Here is a 17665-nt window from a genome sequence, read left to right on the forward strand (position 1 = left end):
GGACTTCATTCGGATAAAACCGTATAAAGTCCCTTTTAGTCCTGTATAATCTCATGATCAAATCCGCGTCAATAATGAAGTTTTTCCCTTGCTGTCTCCGTCCAAATATATCGCTAAATACCAAATCCAGTGTAGTAATATTCCTATACATCAGTTTGCAAAAAAATAAAGCAGGCCCCTTATTTAGAGGCCTGCTCGCAGTGTATTTTCTGTTATTTTATTGTGATTTTTCCAAGGAAATTTAGCTGTGGTTCTTTTTTATTTCGCCACCCAAGTATTAAAGAATTTCAGAACCTTTTCCTCATCGTAGCTTTTTCCTTTTTCCAGACTACCGCTTTCCTGTACATGAAGTGTCTTTCCATTCTTATCCAATATAATAAAAAATGGATAACCTAATTTACTACCTTCAGGTGCATACTTTTGAAAAACTGCCTCATTCTTATTTTCTTTTGAATAATTCAAATGATAATAAAGAAAACGACGCTTCAGTAAATCATCAACACGGGCAGTTTTATGAATGTAATCGTTAAAACGCAGGCACCATACACACCAATTCCCCCCAGCTTGAATAACGATATTCTTTTTTTCCTTCTTAGCCAATTGCAGCAGGCCATCGATATCTTTTTGTGCGTCTGCTTCTGGGTTATAAGGCTTTGAAAGCTCATCCTGAGTTTTTGAAACTTCCTGAGCGACTACACTCGAATGTACGAATTGGCTTCCCAAGAAGATGCCGATTCCAAAAAACAATAATTTAATCCTTCTCATTATCCAACAAATTATTTATATGATTTAAAATTACAAAATCATTTTACCAAACCAAAACATAAGCCTATTATAATGGTTAAACAGTATATAGCTCTTTGCTACAAAACAACAAAGAATATACAACAGGCCATAGTAATGATGTTATCTCAATTATTTCTAAAATATTCGACAAATAAGTGATAACAAACTTTTAAAACACTTAAAAAAATATAGATAACAAAACAAAACAAAACAAAAACAAACATGTGTTATTTTTGTGTTTTTTTTACAAAATTCCTTTAAAAATCCATAAATATACTATAACTTAGTATAATTGGGTTACATAGACAAATAAAAGAGACAGTAACTTAAGACCAAAAACGAAACAAAATGAAACAAGAAGAATTCAAAAGGTCAAAATTAATAGAAAGAATAAAAGACACAAGCGAGTGGGATGTTATTGTCATAGGAGGCGGAGCAAGTGGCTTGGGTGTTGCATTGGATGCGTTGAGCAGAGGATTCAAAACGATATTATTGGAACAGGTTGATTTTGCGAAAGGCACCTCGAGCAAAGCGACAAAACTCGTTCATGGAGGTGTCCGCTATCTCGCTCAGGGCGATATATCTCTTGTAAGGGAAGCACTTCATGAGCGCGGGCTCCTACAGCAAAACGCTCCACATTTAGTTAAAAATCAATCTTTCGTGATCCCTAATTACAGCTGGTTTGACGGCCCCTTCTATACCATCGGCATGAAAATATATGATTTTTTAGCCGGCAAATTGAGCTTAGGAAAATCTATACATATCAATAAGGAGGAAACACAACGTCGAATCAGTACAGTCAGAACAAAAGGGCTCTATGGCGGTGTTGTTTATCAGGATGGTCAATTTGACGATTCAAGACTCGCTGTCAATGTAGCGCAGACCTGTATTCAAATGGGCGGCGTAGCACTTAATTATGTGCGGGTAACTAATCTAACCAAAAACGGCACTGGTAAAGTTAACGGTGTTATCGCGCAAGATACTGATACCGGAGAAATTTTCACGATTCAGGGTAAAGCCATTATCAATGCGACAGGGATCTTTGTTGATGATATCCTCAAAATGGATAAACCCGAAGCAAAACAAATGGTGAGACCGAGCCAGGGTGTACACCTTGTTTTTGACAAATCTTTTCTCCCGGGGGATGACGCAATCATGATCCCAAAAACAGATGATGGCCGTGTCCTTTTTCTTGTTCCTTGGCACAATCGGGTCATCGCAGGAACCACAGACACACCTATCGACGAACACAGCCTGGAACCGATAGCACTAGAGAAAGAGATCGAATTTATCTTAAAAACTGCAGGGCGTTACCTCACTAAACAGCCAACCCGTCAGGATGCATTAGCTGTATTTGCTGGTCTTCGACCATTGGCTGCCCCAACGGGAAATTCCAACAAAACCAAAGAAATCTCCCGAAGTCATAAAGTAATTGTCAGCGACTCAAATTTACTAACTTTGACTGGAGGAAAATGGACTACCTTTCGCAGAATGGGACAAGACACCGTTGATAAAGCAATTAAAATTGGCTGTTTACCAAAAAAGGAAAGTACCTCGGCAACACAAAAAATCTATAGCGCTATTCCTACAACTGATAGAAGTAACCACATGTATATTTATGGCTCCGACCAGGAGGCAATCCGTGCGCTTGAACAAGAAAATCCGGTATGGGGTGAAAAATTAGTTGAACATTTGGAATTTAAAAAAGCAGAGGTATTATGGGCCGTGCGCAACGAACTCGCACAGACCGTGGAAGATGTACTTTCACGCCGTGTACGCATCCTATTTCTTGATGCAAAAGCAGCAATTACCGCTGCTCCAGAAGTCGCCAGCATACTCGCTCAAGAATTAGGTAAAGACGAAAACTGGCAAAAAAATCAGGTAGAAAATTTCGAGAAAGTTGCAAAAAATTATATCTTAAACTAATAGAAAATAACCAGCAGTAATCAAATTATGGAACAACAATACATCTTGGCGATGGATCAGGGTACAACAAGCTCCAGAGCCATTATTTTTGATAAGGACAGAAATATCGTTTCAATTGCGCAAAAAGAATTTACACAAATCTTTCCACAACCAGGATGGGTAGAACATGACCCACATGAAATCTGGTCCACGCAAGCAGGTGTCACTGCCGAAGCCACAACGAAAGCCGGACTGAATGGCAAAAATATCGCTGCCATTGGAATAACCAATCAACGGGAAACGATTGTTGTCTGGGAAAAAGAAAGCGGCAGACCAGTTTATAATGCTATTGTATGGCAAGATAAGCGCACAGCAGATTACTGTGATGAGCTCCGTAAATCTGGTAAACATGAGATGATAAAGAAAAAAACAGGGCTCATCCTTGACCCTTATTTTTCAGCAACAAAAATAAAGTGGATTCTTGATCATGTGGACGGAGCGAGAGAAAAAGCAAAAAATGGAGAGCTGATCTGTGGCACCATTGACACTTGGTTGGTATGGAATCTGACACGCGGGGATGTGCACATTACCGATGTTACCAATGCTTCCCGTACACTTTTATTCAATATACATACGATGGATTGGGATACGGAGCTTCTTGAATTATTTGACATCCCCCCCTCCATGTTACCCGAAGTTAAGGAAAGCAGCGAAATATATGGCGAGTCTAGAACAACGATTTTTGCTCATAAAGTCAGAATTGCCGGTATTGCAGGAGATCAGCAAGCAGCTCTTTTCGGTCAGCAATGTATAGAAAAGGGAATGGTAAAAAATACCTACGGTACAGGATGTTTTATGTTAATGAATATTGGTGATAAGCCAATCATGTCCAAAAACAACTTATTGACAACCGTAGCCTGGAAGATCAATGGAAAAACTGAATACGCATTAGAGGGAAGTATATTTATTGGTGGTGCATTGGTTCAATGGTTACGGGACAACCTTAATATTATTTACAAATCTGCAGATATTGAGCAATTGGCACTTTCCGAAAAAGATAATGGCGGAGTGACATTTATCCCAACTTTCGCTGGACTGGGAGCACCTTATTGGAACGCCAGAGCTCAAGGCACTATATTTGGATTAACACGGGCATCAACAAATGGACATATTGCTAGAGCTTCGCTAGAGGCAATTTCGCTCCAAACAAGAGATGTTTTACAGGCAATGGAAGCTGACAGTGGAATACCGATCAAAGAACTGCGCGTGGATGGTGGAGCAACAGCAAACAACCTTTTAATGCAGATCCAAGCAAATGTGTTGGGAAGTAATGTCATCAGGCCCAAAATTACTGAAACAACAGCATTGGGAGCAGCCTACTTAGCGGGACTGGCTGTCGGCTTCTGGAAAAATGAAGATGAGCTTTCAAAATTTTGGGCACAGGACCGCCTCTTTGAACCTGAAAAAGAACAAGAAGAACAGACTCAGAAAATTATTAAACAATGGATCAAGGGCGTTAAAGCATTACAATTCTGGACAGAAAACTAACCAATACTTATGAACCATTATTTAGCTGAATTTATCGGAACCACGCTCCTCTTACTCCTTGGGAACGGTGTTGTTGCAAATGTCATATTAAAAGGAACAAAAGGGGAAAATAGTGGCTGGATTGTCATTACAACTGCATGGGCCCTCGCCGTATATGTTGGAGTAGTCTTTGCAGGGCCTTACACGGGCGCTCATCTGAATCCAGCGGTAACAATTGCCATGGCACTTAACAACGCGCTCCCCTGGATAGAAGTTCCTGGCTATATTCTTGCCCAAATTGCAGGTGGATTTTGTGGAGCATTTTTAACTTACATTATACACAAAGATCATTTTGACGCTACAGCCGATCCGACCACAAAATTAGGTGTTTTCGCGACCATCCCAAATATTAGAAACACGTCAACAAATCTAGCCAGTGAAATCATTGGAACGTTCGTCTTAATCTTTGTTATCTTCTTTATAACAGGTCAAGATATTACGATCAATGGAAAGACTGAACCTATCGGGATGGGATCTCTAGGCGCTATACCGGTTGCTTTTTTAGTTTGGGCTATTGGCTTGTCATTAGGAGGCACAACGGGTTATGCTATTAATCCTGCCAGAGATTTTGGACCACGCTTATTTCATGCGCTCTGGCCAATTAAAGGAAAAGGAAGTTCTGACTGGTCATACGCCTGGATACCTATTATTGGACCGATCATTGGCGCGATCTTAGCATTTGTACTCTATACTTTAATAAAATAATAAAGGGATTCAATATTGAATCCCTTTATTATTTTATACTCGTTTTGGTTTTCGATGACCATATTCACGATCCCGCTCAAAAGTATTCATATGTCGTTCTTTTTTCACAGGATAAACATCTTCAATAACAATCAAAATGCCCTTTTCTTCAACAGTACCAAACTCATCATTTCGAGCTGTACCAAAAGACTTCATCGTTGGGGACAGGTTCATGTAAGTATTTATTAACGGCGGAATATTTTCCCCTAGTGCTCTTACGTGACTGTTTAATATTTTATATCCTTCTTTATAATCTAACCCATCAAAAACGCCAACAAAACGATCATAGTCATTTTTGATTTCCAATTCAGGCAACGGAGTTACCAACTTATCCTGATCAGGAAAATAGTAATCCATGAAGTAAAGCAACATATCCCGTGCATCCTTATTATAATGTGGATACATCGTCACTTTCCCAAAAAGGTACTTAATTTCAGGATTAAGCATCACCAAAGCGCCCAAGCCATCCCATAAGTTATCTAAAGAAAAGATACCTTTTCTATTGTCAATTGCTGGTTGATATCTGGGCTGAACAAAAGACCGCCCGAGTTCAATAGTATACGGCAAATAATCTTTCGTAAACTGATCTGAGAACTGAAAATAATGGGCCGTAGATAAATTAGGAATACCATTTGTTTCTCCGGCTGCTGTACATTTAATCACACGATAACCTGCAACGACTTCCTCATCTTCAGGATTCCATGCGATCAATTGATCATAACAATCATCACATGTATCATTTTCATCAATATCGATTGAAAGCCCTGTACCTCCTCCTGCGCCACGGAATGTCAATTCTCGTAACCGTCCAATTTCGCGCATAGCATTGGGCGAGTTATGATAGTTGATTAAGTATATCTCGTTATTTCCATTGTTGGTATAGCGTAAGAAAACGTCCTTGTTCAATTCGGCTTTCAATAGTTCTCTATCAACTGGAGGTATAATTTCTTGCATAAATTCTATTTTTCTTGAGCTAATCCATAAACCCTTCTTTTCACTTCTTCAGCCCAAGTCTTTTCGTTTTTTGATTGATCAAACGCTGTATAAGGGATTCTCTTTCCTACTATAATGTTAACGGTGTGCCCGCGCTGGGCAAACATTTCATCGGGTAAATATAACATTTCAATGTTTACCTTAAGACCTATTTTTTGTCTAAGCCTTGCAAAATTATAAAAAAACTTAGAGTTTTTGCCGTCAATAAGTACTGGAATGATATCTTTTTTATATTTTTTCGCTTTACTAATAAAACTTTTTTTCCATTCCAGGTCTTCAATACGCCCATCTTTCTGCTTTCTGGAAACCAAGCCCGCTGGGAATACAAGCAAGGCATCATCTGCCCCGTACGCTTCCTCTATTGCTGAAATAGCCTGTTTACCCTGACCGCCTAGTTTATTTACACCTACAAATAAAGGCCTCAAATTACCTATATTTAATAAGATATCATTAACCAAAAATTTCACATCCCGACGGTGCTTTCCTATCGCATGCATAAAGGCGATACCGTCCAAACCTCCCAAAGGATGATTGGAGGCAAAAATCACAGGATCGGACTCCGGAATATTTTCTGCGCCATATAAATTCACAGTCACCCCCAAATCATTGATTAACGCATCAACAAAATCTAGTCCTTGCAAATCAGCAAAACGTGTCATGATATCATTTATCTCATCCTCATGAATGGTTCTTTTAAGATAGTTCAACAGGAAGGAAGGAATCCACTTTGCTAATCCCGCATTTTTTTTTGTGAATAACCTCACGTATATCAATAAATTTTTTATTCTCACTCGTAACCATCAATCTTATTTTTCTGAAAAAAACTAGCTGTCCTTCATTTAAGCATATCTCAAATTGTGGACAAAAATACTAACAGAATGCTAATAAAAGTACAATTTTAAACATTAAAATTGTACTTATTTGCAATAATGTGACTACTTACTTTCAATTTATTCTCCAAACACAAAAAAGTCATTACCCTCTTAAAGATTCTGATCTACAAAAATTTCCCTTTCACATCATTTTTTTTATTAAGTTTGGATATGTTAATAGGACAATTTCTTTCAAACGCAGATTTCAGCATTCAAAAAGCTGATTCAATACAGCAGGCATTAGAAAAACTACAAGACATGCTTTGTAAAGAATTGGTTGTTTTAAATGGAGATGAATATATTGGGTTCGTCAATGAGTCTATTTTATTGGATGCCGATAATGACGCAGGTCCGATCTCCTCCATTAAAATTAACACAGCACCAATACAGCTTAGATTTAACCAACATCCCTATGATGCATTGGTCATGACAACCGTGTATAATAGTTCCTTAGTCCCTATTTTGGATCAAGACAACAAATATATTGGTGTTTCTACACAATTGGATATTTTAAAGGCAATTTCATTAATCCAATCTCAAAATGAATCTGGTGCTATTATCGTATTGTCAATTGGATTACATGACTTTTCATTATCTCAGATTGCACATCTGGTAGAGAGTGACAACTGTAGGATCCTCAATTGTGCGACAAAAATAAATCTCGAAAGTGACTCGATTGAAGTCACCTTGAAGGTAGACAAATCCAATATCAACGCGCTACTTAATTCATTCTTAAGGCATAATTATATAATTATGGAGACACACAATACTGTTGCAGCATTTGATGATACCGCCGATCGTTATCAGCAGCTTATGAATTACATCAATATTTAATTAATTAAGATTAGTTTTTTTCTCATCTTTGCCCCATAAATTCAAAAATATGAGAATTGCGATATATGGACGAGAGTTTCAACCCTCCGTTATAGCACATGTGAAGCACTTATTTAAATATCTCGTTGGCAAAAACGTTGATATTTGGGTTTATGACCCTTTTTATAAGTTCTTGACAACGCAGTTTGAATGTGGTTTTAGTTTTCCTACTTATCATAAGTATGAGCAAATTAAAGACAATGTTGATCTCATGCTAAGTTTAGGTGGTGATGGAACAATGTTATCAGCAGTATCGCTCATTAAAGACTCTGGTATTCCCATTGCAGGAATTAACTTTGGCCGCTTGGGCTTTTTGGCTTCCATTAATAAAAATGATTTTGAACATGCCATAGACGATATTTTAAACAATCGCTATGATATCCAAAAACGTGTTCTCCTGTCGGTAGAGTCTGAACAGACCAATTTGTTCCAAGGTAATCATTATGCCCTTAACGATATCACGGTATTTCGTTATGATAGTTCCGCAATGATCACAGTCAATGCACGGATTAATGGTGAACTACTCAATTCCTATTGGGCAGATGGATTGATTATCGCCACTCCTACCGGTTCCACAGCATATTCGCTGAGCTGCGGAGGTCCGATCATTATGCCTGAAAGCGGGAATTTTGTCATTACACCGATTTCACCACATAACCTTAACGTCAGACCGATCGTTATTTCAAATCAATTCACACTGGAACTTGAAATCGAGAGCCGAAGCAATCAATACATACTCAGTTGTGACTCAAAAAATGAGTCTATCGATACTTCAGTAAAATTGACAATTAAACAAGCTCCATTTACGATTAATCTAATTCGTCTTCCGCACGAAAGCTTTTTTAGCACATTAAGAGAAAAACTGCTTTGGGGTATCGATGTGAGGAACTACTAATCTTTATCATATTGTACTTCTGAATTCCCAATTAAAAATCGATATTTGGAAGAAATAAATACAGCTAAGGCACGGATAGTAAGGTTTCATAATAATAATCAAACGGATTAACCTTGGGAGGTAAAACTTCGTTTGAAGGTAATATACAGAAAGCCAGTATCTGGTTTTAACACACAAATAAGCTGTAAAAGGCTAAAGGTGTTAATTTATTGAAAATAGCAACAATGAGCTTTTTAGATCAAATTGATAACATTAAATTACCCCAACATATTGCCATTATCATGGATGGTAATGGTCGTTGGGCAAAGCAAAAAGGCAAACTTCGTGTATTTGGACACCAAAATGGCGTGAAAGCAGTAAGAGAGGCTTTAGAAGGATGTGTTAAGGCTAACATTAAATTTCTAACACTCTATGCATTCTCAGCCGAAAATTGGAATCGCCCAAAACTGGAAGTAATCGCGCTGATGGAGCTTTTGGTCTCCTCTTTAAAAAAGGAAATCAAGACATTTCAAGAAAACGGTGTCAAATTAAACGCGATCGGAGATATTAGCAAGCTTCCATCGAATGCACAAAAAAAGCTTCAGGAAACCATTGATGCTACCAAAGATAATACACACTGTACCCTAACCCTAGCGCTAAGCTATAGTTCCCGTCAAGAAATTGTGGAAGCAACCCGAAATCTGGCTAAAAAAGTTAAAGCAGGAGAATTGAGCATAGAAGAGATCAACGATGACATTTTCTCCGCCAATCTATACACCCGAGACCTGCCAGATCCAGATTTATTGATCAGAACGAGTGGAGAACTTCGGATTAGTAATTTCCTTCTTTGGCAAATTGCTTATTCTGAACTATGCTTCCTAGACAAGATGTGGCCAGAGTTTACAAAAGAAGATTTATATAAATCAATCGTAGAATATCAGCAACGAGAAAGAAGGTTTGGAAAAACAAGTGAGCAGTTATAAATGATTTTATTAAATTTGTCAACTGATTTGAATAAAAAACAAGCTGGTTAAAATTTTCTTAATTAACAAAAATTAACAACTGATTGGTGTACTTTAGCGCCAATAATTAAAGATAAATGAAGCGTATACTACCCGTAATACTATTTTTTGGTCTCTCATCAATGCAACTTGTCTATGGACAGCAAAATGGTGCGTTCAACTTAAATGACCCCGAAAAAATCAGTTATCTCAACCCTAAAAACTATGTAATTAGCGCTGTTGATGTAACCGGAACACAATTTTTGGATAAGAATGTATTAATTACCATATCTAAATTGTCTGTAGGTCAATATTTGGAAGTACCAAGTGAGGCGACTGCGAAAGTAGTAAAAGACATGATGGCTCAAGGCCTCTTCGACGATGTCGAATTATGGGCAGAAAAAATTGAAGGCGAAAATATCTTTTTGACCATCCGTGTCGTAGAACGTCCCCGTTTGACACGTATTGATATTAACGGACTAAGCAAAAGCCAAACCGAGGAAGTCCGTAAACGTTTAAATAGTAATACAGGTAAAATCGTCAATGAGAACTTGATGAATACCACTCGTGCAACCATTCAACGGTTTCTAAAAGAAAAAGCTTTTTTATATCCAGAAATTACACTAAAAACAGTTAAGGATTCGGCGCAAGCTAACAACGAAATCCTAATTGCTGATGTGGATAAAAAACATAAGGTAAGAGTCAAAGAAATGACCTTTACAGGCAACGAGCATTTTTCTCAAAAAGATCTGCGGAAAATGGCGAAGCCAATTAAGCAAAAAATGTGGTACCGCATATTTGGTCCAGGTAAATTCAAAGAAGAGAAATACAAAGAAGGTAAAGAAAACCTGATCAAAAAAATGGCCGCCAAAGGTTACCGCGATGCTGAGATCTTAAAAGATACGATCATCCGGGATGGCGAAAAAAATGTATTGGTAAAATTTGATATATATGAGGGGCCTAAATATTATGTGGGTAATATTGTATGGACAGGAAATGCCAAGTATTCGGACACCCTATTAAATAAAATTTTAGGAATCAAACGTGGTGATGTCTTCTCCGAAGAAAAACTAAGTACTAAATTGTTGGGTGGAGGCAAAAATTCAGATGACATATCATCCATCTATATGAATGATGGTTATTTGACTTTCTCGGTAGACCCTGAGCAAACTCGTGTATATAACGATACCATCGATTTAAATTTGCGTGTATATGAAGGTGCACAGTATACAATCAACAATGTTATCGTAAAAGGTAATGATGTCACAAACGATCGGGTTGTATTACGTTCCATTTATACCAAACCAGGACAAAAATTCTCAAAAGAGCAAATTATGCGTAGTGTTCGTGAAATTGCACAATTGGGAAATTTTGATGAACAAAAAACAAATCCAGTTCCGAGCAATTTGAACTATGCGGAAGGAACAGTAGATATCGTTTATAATGTAACGGAGAAACCATCCGATCAGGTCGAACTTTCAGGAGGTTATGGAGCTGGACAAATCATAGGTACACTAGGTCTGACGTTCAATAACTTCTCCACAAGTAACTTTTTTGATAAAAGTTCATGGAAACCGCTACCTCGTGGTGATGGCCAAAAATTAAGTGTACGTGGTCAGACATCAGGTAAACGTTATCAATCCTATAGCTTCTCCTTTTCGGAACCCTGGTTGGGCGGAAAAAAACCAATATACTTTGGTCTGAGTGCCTATACTTCTAGTTCATCGTATGGTGGGTTCAACTACTATACGGGTGAGCAGATCGTAAAAGATTCGGAATTAAACCGTATTTGGATGACGGGTATTACCGCGACTTTAGGTAAACGCCTACAGTGGCCAGACAACTGGTTCCAAGCAAATACCTCATTGTCTTTCCAACGGTATAAACTTCAGAATTATGGTAACTATTTCTTGTTTGATAACGGTACAGCATACAATATCAACTTAACACAAGAATTTAGCCGTAACTCGATTGATGCGCCAATTTACCCTACTTCGGGTTCGAATATCAAATTCTCTGTGCAGTTAACGCCACCTTATTCATTATTCAATAACATTGATTATAAGAATGGTACACCTCAAGATCGTTATCGCTGGACTGAGTACCACAAATGGAAATTCGATTCGCAATGGTATGCAAAAATTGTTGGGAAATTAGTTTTCAAAGCTCAGGCACAGTTTGGTTTCTTAGGAAAATATTCTAGCAAAACAGAAATTTCTACTTTCGAGCGATTCAAGGTCGGTGGTGACGGTATGCAAGGATTCGATTACCTTCAAGGTTCTGAAATCATCGCGATGCGTGGTTATGCAAATGGTGTAATTATCCCAGAGGGTACTCAAAATGTAAACGTAGCACGAAACTCAGGAAGCCCGATCTACACCAAGTATCAAATGGAATTGCGTCACCCTGTTATGTTAAATGACCAAGCAACAGTGTATGTACTGGCATTTGCGGAAGCAGGTAACACCTGGAACAAATTCACAGAATACAATCCATTTAAGGTTCGTCGTTCGGCAGGTGTAGGTGCACGTATCTTCCTACCTATCTTCGGTATGTTGGGTATTGACTACGGTCATGCATTCGACCCTATTCCGGGATTACCAAGCAGTACGTGGAAACAGAACTTCACGTTCAGTATTATGCAAAATATGGGCGGATTTTAACCGAGGTTGATCCAATCACTAAGATATATCCTTATCGGGATAAAAAAGCTATCTGCAGTTTCTGCGATAGCTTTTTTTATATACATCCAACAAAATTATTTATTCGATTTAACGCAGAATATATCATAAATCTTCCTATATTGAAGCGAGCTTGTTTTTAGCTGCAAAGGTTAGCCATATAGCCCCCTTTGAAAAGGTATAACGAGAATCGCCCAACAAGTTAAATAGTGTTAAACCCGAGAAATATCTGTTAGATTGCATCTTTTTTGTTATTTTTGAGCCGTAAATTTATTTAAGGCGGCTTCTCAGATTAAACTTTTGGGCTTGTCCATTGTCATAAAGTAAATTAATGTTAAATAATAAATTATAGTCTATAAAACTTACAGGAAATATGAAAAAAATATTGTTAGTTATAGCTTTTGTAGTCGTGAGTGCTACAGCGACATTTGCGCAACAGCTTGCATATGTAGATTCAGAATATATCCTAAAACACATTCCCGAATATACCACGGCCCAAAAACAATTAGATGATCTTTCTAAACAATGGCAGGAAGAGGTAGATCAAAAATATGCTGAAATAGAAAAGTTATATCAGGCTTATCAAAAGGATCAAGTTTTATTAAACGAGGATATGCGTCGTCGTCGTGAGGATGAAATTGTAACCAGAGAAAAAGAGGTAAAAGATTATCAAAAACAAAAATTCGGATTTGAAGGTGAACTTTTCAAAAGACGGGTTCAATTGATTAAACCTATTCAAGACCGCGTAGCAAAAGCAATTCAAGAAGTTGCCTCAGCACAGAATTTTGACTTCATCGTGGACAAAGGCAAAGAGTCTACTTTTCTTTATGCCAATTCAAAATTGAACAAAAGTAATGATGTCATTACAAAATTAGGCTATAAACCTAATCCCAGTCTTGCAAACTAAGCAGGAGTTTATTATCATTGTGGACACAAGTAATAAAAGTAGTAATTAATTAGAAAACTAAAAAGATTGCCATAGAGATGGCGTATTAGATTAAAATGAAAAGCATGAAAAACTTATTAAAAGGTGCGGTTGCTATAGTGGCAGTATTTTTCTCAACTCAATTTGCGAATGCGCAGCAAAAAATTGGTCATATCAATTTTGCTGAAATCATTTCAGCCACTTCAGATTATAAAACAGCTGAAGGTCAATTGAAAACATTGAGTGAGACTAAAACAAAGGAAATTCAAGGGATGGTAACGATGTTACAAGCCAAACAAAAAGAAGGAACTGATAAATTACGTACTAGAAGTGAAGCGAACAAAGATACGCTAGATCCTGAACTTAATAAGTTAGGTCAAGAAATCCAAGATATGCAAACGCGTATTCAAACTTCACAACAAACTGCTCAAGAAGAGTTGCAAAAAAAAGAAGATGAGTTGATCACTCCTATTCAAAGAAAAGTAGCTGATGCTGTAAACGCAGTATCTAAAGAAAAAGGTATGGCTTATGTATTTGATATCTCAAGCACAAATATTCCTTATTTCCAAGGTGGCGAAGATTTGACTGCAGCTGTTAAGTCAAAACTAGGTATCTCAGCAACAGCAGCACCTGCTGTACCAGCAAAAAAATAATAACATATTGTACATAATAAAAAAAGGGATTATTCACATGAATAATCCCTTTTTTTATTATGCCCCTCCCCGCTATTCGTACATTAATATAATCCACTAGGAAACTCTCAAAATGATTATTTGGTGATCGAAAGAAATGGATTTATCAGTAGGAATAAAAATCTACAATACGATTTCTTGCTTTTACCAGCTAAAATTTAGATATTGTAGAAAAAATATACATCTACCCTAATGAAAACATCATGAGTCCAAATTTGTTTATTAACGAACGAATAGGATAACTCATGGAAGCTTCGTTGCTAAAAATGGTTTTATTCGTATGGAATTATCACGAGCATAAATTAAGCTCAAAGACTTATACGATTGAGTTTATATGATAGTTTCATTCTTAGTAACACCGACGAAGGCGGTATAAATGCCTTTGAGAACAAACTGGTAATGAATAAACAAATTATTCTAATGAAAAAGAAAGTAACTGAGGATCATCCAAAGAAAGAAAGAAAAGTAACATCCGGTCCCATCCGAGACAAAGAACGTACCAAGGCGCGGATGATCGCAGCGGTGGGAAAAGTAATCCAAAAGAAAGGCTACCATGCGCTGAACGGCCCGAATATTGCACTGGAGTGCGGCTTAAATAAAGCGCTCATCTGGAATTATTTTGGAGGTCTTGATCAATTAGTAGAAGCTTACTTAACACAAAAGGATTTTTGGCAAATCGGAGATAAAGGAGTTTTAGAGCAAATGATATCAAATCCAAATGATATTGATGTAGCTTTAGTAAACGAATTGCTTAAATCTCAATTGAATACCTTCTTAAAAGATAAAACTAAACAAAAAATCATCCATTGGGGACTGGGTGAGAAAACAAAAGCATTAAAAAATATAGCGGATAGACGCGAAGTTCTCGGTGAAGAATTGTTTAAACACTTTGATCCAAAATTTGAGAATTCTGAAACTGACATAAGAGCGACACTTGCATTACTGGTCAGCGGAATTTACTACTTAGCCCTACAGGCTAAATCGACAGGCAGTACTTTCTGCGGTATCGATATCAATACAGAAGAAGGGAAAATCCGTATTGAAAAAACTGTCGAAAAAATTCTTAAGCAAGCATTTGCTGATATAGATTAATTATCCAAATAATATTTGCCTCCAAGAAATTGCTTCGATTTCTTGGAGGCTTCTCTACTGATCGTCCCTTTCCTATTCATTTTTTTTAGAAAATTAGCTGCTCAATCCTATTTTTTGATTTATTTTTATTATGTTAGCATAACAAAAATATTATAGTATATTTGTTATATAACCATTATTCGAGCATATGATAGGTCAACTAATATTTGCAGTTTGTTTTTTAGGAGCATTATTTTTCTTTGGTAAAAATGCACAACAGATCTATAGTAATATCAAGTTAGGCAGAGATTTAGATCGTTCCGACAGGTCTTCGGAACGTTGGAAAACAATGTTTCTGGTTGCATTAGGACAGAAAAAGATGTTTAAACGGATTATTCCTGCCATCCTACACTTATTTGTCTATTTAGGTTTCGTTATTATCAATATCGAAATGTTGGAAATCATTATCGACGGTTTATTCGGAACGCATCGGGTATTTTCTTTTTTAGGAGGCTTCTATAACTTTTTGATTGGTTCATTTGAATGGTTAGCACTTGGTGTACTATTGTCCTGTGTGATCTTCCTTATTCGAAGAAATGTTGTCAAAGTAACTCGCCTGAATAGTAAAGAACTTAACAACTGGCCTAAAACGGATGCGAATATTATTTTGATTACAGAGATTCTGCTTATGTCGGCTTTCCTCCTAATGAATGCCACAGATCTCAAATTACAGCTTTATGGATTTGAACATTTTAATGCTGTTGGCTCCTTTCCGGTAAGTCATTATTTATTACCCTATCTTCCGACTTCTACGACCACGCTATACATGATCGAAAGATTTTGTTGGTGGTTCCATATATTAGGTGTATTGGCTTTTTTAAACTATCTGCCCTATTCAAAACATTTGCATATCGTTCTCGCTTTTCCAAATACGTATTTTTCAAACTTGGATGCCAAAGGAAAATTATCCAATATGACTGCTGTAACCAACGAAGTAAAAGCAATGCTCGATCCGAGCTTCACTCCGCCTTCTTCAGATGCCACAGCCCGCTTTGGAGCCAAAGATGTTCAGGATCTAACATGGAAAAGCCTACTTGATGCCTATACGTGTACCGAATGTGGTCGCTGTACCTCCTCTTGTCCGGCAAATATCACAGGAAAACTGCTATCTCCGCGAAAAATAATGATGGATACAAGGGATAGACTAACTGAAGTAGGCAATAACATTAAGGTACATGGTAGCTTCGTAGAGGATGGTAAGTCTCTTATCGACACTTATATCAGCCGGGAAGAATTGTGGGCATGTACAAGCTGCAATGCCTGCGTCGAGCAATGTCCTGTCAATATTAATCCATTGGACATTATCATCGAACTTCGTCGTTTTGCAGTTATGGAAGAATCTCAGGCCCCGGCAAGTATCAATAATATGTTTGGAAACATTGAGAATAATGGCGCTCCATGGAAATATGCGCAAATGGACCGTGCAAATTGGACTCAACAACAATAGTTTTAAGGATGGAAAATGAATTAAAAGTTCCAACAGTCGCAGAGCTGTTAGCTAAGGGAGAGATTCCCGATATATTATTTTGGGTGGGTTGTGCTGGTAGTTTTGATGAGCGTGCTCAAAAAATAACACGAGACATATGTCGGATTCTCCAGCATGTAGGGCTTAATTATGCGATTCTTGGAACAGAAGAAAGCTGCACCGGTGATCCCGCAAAAAGAAGTGGAAACGAATTTTTATTTCAAATGCAAGCCATGATGAATATCGAAGTATTGAATGGCTATGAAATCAAAAAGATTGTAACCGCATGTCCACACTGTTTTAATACGCTTAAAAATGAATACCCTGCCTTAGGTGGTAACTACGAAGTCATTCATCATACCCAATTGATCCAGGATCTCATCGATAATGGTAAATTAAAACCGGCTGACAATAATATATTTAAGGGTAAGAAAATAACCTATCATGACCCTTGCTATCTGGGGCGAGCAAATGAAGTCTATGAAGCACCTCGAAAAGTGCTTGAAAGTCTAGATGCGCAACTTGTTGAATTGAAGCGTTGCAGAAGCAATGGTTTATGTTGTGGTGCTGGTGGTGGCCAAATGTTTAAAGAACCCGAACAAGGCAAAAAAGATATTAATATTGAACGTATTGAAGAGGTAATTGCAATACAACCTCATGTTGTTGCCGCTGCTTGTCCTTTCTGTATGACGATGTTAAAGGACGGTGTCAAAATAAAGGAGAAAGAGTCCGAAATAGAAGTGCTCGACATTGCTGAAATAACAGCCCGTGCAAATAAACTTTAAAAGTTTCGATTCAAATCACGAAATAAAATAAGAAAGGCTCGATCTTCCGATCGAGCCTCTTTTTGTTAAAAGGGGAACGGACACCCTTTCAACGCCGGGGAAACTAACCGCCATAGATACCTTACCGGTTAAAATAAAGATACCTATGAAACGGTTAGTGACGGGGTAAAATATATTACCCCATCAGTCAAACCAACGATTAACCATTTCAAAAGTAGAGTTCATTTTCCAAGTAGATATTGATAATTTCCTAGAAAATGTTGATCAAATCCTAACTATTGAAAAAAAAACAAATACTTTAACCACAATGAGGCTGCAATTCTAAAATTTTGCAACCTCATAGGCAGTTTT

The 17665-nt window shown here is 37.4% G+C and carries 15 protein-coding genes; 12 read left to right on the forward strand and 3 right to left on the reverse strand.

Annotation, left to right across the window (positions count from 1 at the left end; genetic code table 11):
• Positions 1–258 precede the first annotated feature (258 nt).
• Complete coding sequence (locus tag ABFX33_RS20195; RefSeq protein ID WP_346087809.1) at positions 259–765, reverse strand: thioredoxin family protein; 507 nt, start codon at positions 763–765, stop codon at positions 259–261.
• A gap of 369 nt (positions 766–1134) precedes the next feature.
• On the opposite strand from ABFX33_RS20195, the gene ABFX33_RS20200 reads away from it, so the two are divergent.
• Genes ABFX33_RS20200 through ABFX33_RS20210 form a run of 3 tightly spaced genes read left to right on the forward strand, consistent with a single transcriptional unit; the run spans position 1135 to position 4983 of the window.
• Positions 1135–2712 carry a glycerol-3-phosphate dehydrogenase/oxidase gene (locus ABFX33_RS20200; protein WP_346087811.1) on the forward strand — a complete coding sequence of 526 codons (1578 nt, stop codon included), beginning with the start codon at positions 1135–1137 and terminating at the stop codon, positions 2710–2712.
• Positions 2713–2739: 27 nt separating this feature from the next.
• Positions 2740–4239: a glycerol kinase GlpK gene (glpK, locus tag ABFX33_RS20205; RefSeq protein ID WP_346087812.1), complete on the forward strand. Its 1500-nt coding sequence runs from the start codon at positions 2740–2742 to the stop codon at positions 4237–4239.
• 9 nt (positions 4240–4248) lie between these two features.
• Positions 4249–4983: an MIP/aquaporin family protein gene (locus tag ABFX33_RS20210; protein ID WP_257092041.1), complete on the forward strand. Its 735-nt coding sequence runs from the start codon at positions 4249–4251 to the stop codon at positions 4981–4983.
• A gap of 33 nt (positions 4984–5016) precedes the next feature.
• On the opposite strand, the gene glsB is transcribed toward ABFX33_RS20210, so the two are convergent.
• Both glsB and glsA read right to left on the reverse strand, forming a co-directional pair.
• A complete protein-coding gene (gene glsB, locus ABFX33_RS20215) occupies positions 5017–5976 on the reverse strand; it encodes a glycine N(alpha)-acyltransferase GlsB (RefSeq protein WP_346087814.1) in 960 nt (319 codons plus the stop codon).
• A gap of 5 nt (positions 5977–5981) precedes the next feature.
• Entirely contained in the window at positions 5982–6779 is a 798-nt protein-coding gene (glsA, locus tag ABFX33_RS20220; protein ID WP_346087817.1) for a lyso-glycine lipid O-acyltransferase GlsA, read from the reverse strand.
• Between the two features lie 279 nt (positions 6780–7058).
• Between glsA and ABFX33_RS20225 the strand changes: the two genes are divergently transcribed.
• From ABFX33_RS20225 to ABFX33_RS20265, 9 genes are all read left to right on the forward strand, one after another.
• A complete protein-coding gene (locus tag ABFX33_RS20225; RefSeq protein ID WP_257092046.1) occupies positions 7059–7721 on the forward strand; it encodes a CBS domain-containing protein in 663 nt (220 codons plus the stop codon).
• A gap of 49 nt (positions 7722–7770) precedes the next feature.
• The gene (locus tag ABFX33_RS20230) at positions 7771–8655 is read left to right on the forward strand and encodes an NAD kinase (RefSeq protein ID WP_346087819.1); all 885 of its coding nucleotides are present in this window, start codon (positions 7771–7773) and stop codon (positions 8653–8655) included.
• 224 nt (positions 8656–8879) lie between these two features.
• Complete coding sequence (gene uppS, locus ABFX33_RS20235) at positions 8880–9617, forward strand: undecaprenyl pyrophosphate synthase (protein ID WP_346087821.1); 738 nt, start codon at positions 8880–8882, stop codon at positions 9615–9617.
• A gap of 116 nt (positions 9618–9733) precedes the next feature.
• Complete coding sequence (gene bamA / locus ABFX33_RS20240) at positions 9734–12298, forward strand: outer membrane protein assembly factor BamA (RefSeq protein ID WP_346087823.1); 2565 nt, start codon at positions 9734–9736, stop codon at positions 12296–12298.
• Positions 12299–12689: 391 nt separating this feature from the next.
• Entirely contained in the window at positions 12690–13223 is a 534-nt protein-coding gene (locus ABFX33_RS20245) for an OmpH/Skp family outer membrane protein (protein ID WP_346087825.1), read from the forward strand.
• A 104-nt stretch (positions 13224–13327) separates the two neighbouring features.
• Positions 13328–13894: an OmpH/Skp family outer membrane protein gene (locus tag ABFX33_RS20250; protein ID WP_346087827.1), complete on the forward strand. Its 567-nt coding sequence runs from the start codon at positions 13328–13330 to the stop codon at positions 13892–13894.
• A 459-nt stretch (positions 13895–14353) separates the two neighbouring features.
• Complete coding sequence (locus ABFX33_RS20255; RefSeq protein WP_346087829.1) at positions 14354–15025, forward strand: TetR/AcrR family transcriptional regulator; 672 nt, start codon at positions 14354–14356, stop codon at positions 15023–15025.
• A 187-nt stretch (positions 15026–15212) separates the two neighbouring features.
• Positions 15213–16511 (forward strand): 4Fe-4S dicluster domain-containing protein, encoded by a 1299-nt coding sequence (locus tag ABFX33_RS20260; protein ID WP_346087830.1) that lies wholly within the window; start codon positions 15213–15215, stop codon positions 16509–16511.
• Positions 16512–16519: 8 nt separating this feature from the next.
• Entirely contained in the window at positions 16520–17314 is a 795-nt protein-coding gene (locus ABFX33_RS20265) for a (Fe-S)-binding protein (RefSeq protein WP_120260625.1), read from the forward strand.
• Positions 17315–17665: the final 351 nt, after the last annotated feature.

The organism is Sphingobacterium ginsenosidimutans (genome assembly GCF_039536865.1).
Taxonomy (GTDB): domain Bacteria; phylum Bacteroidota; class Bacteroidia; order Sphingobacteriales; family Sphingobacteriaceae; genus Sphingobacterium; species Sphingobacterium detergens.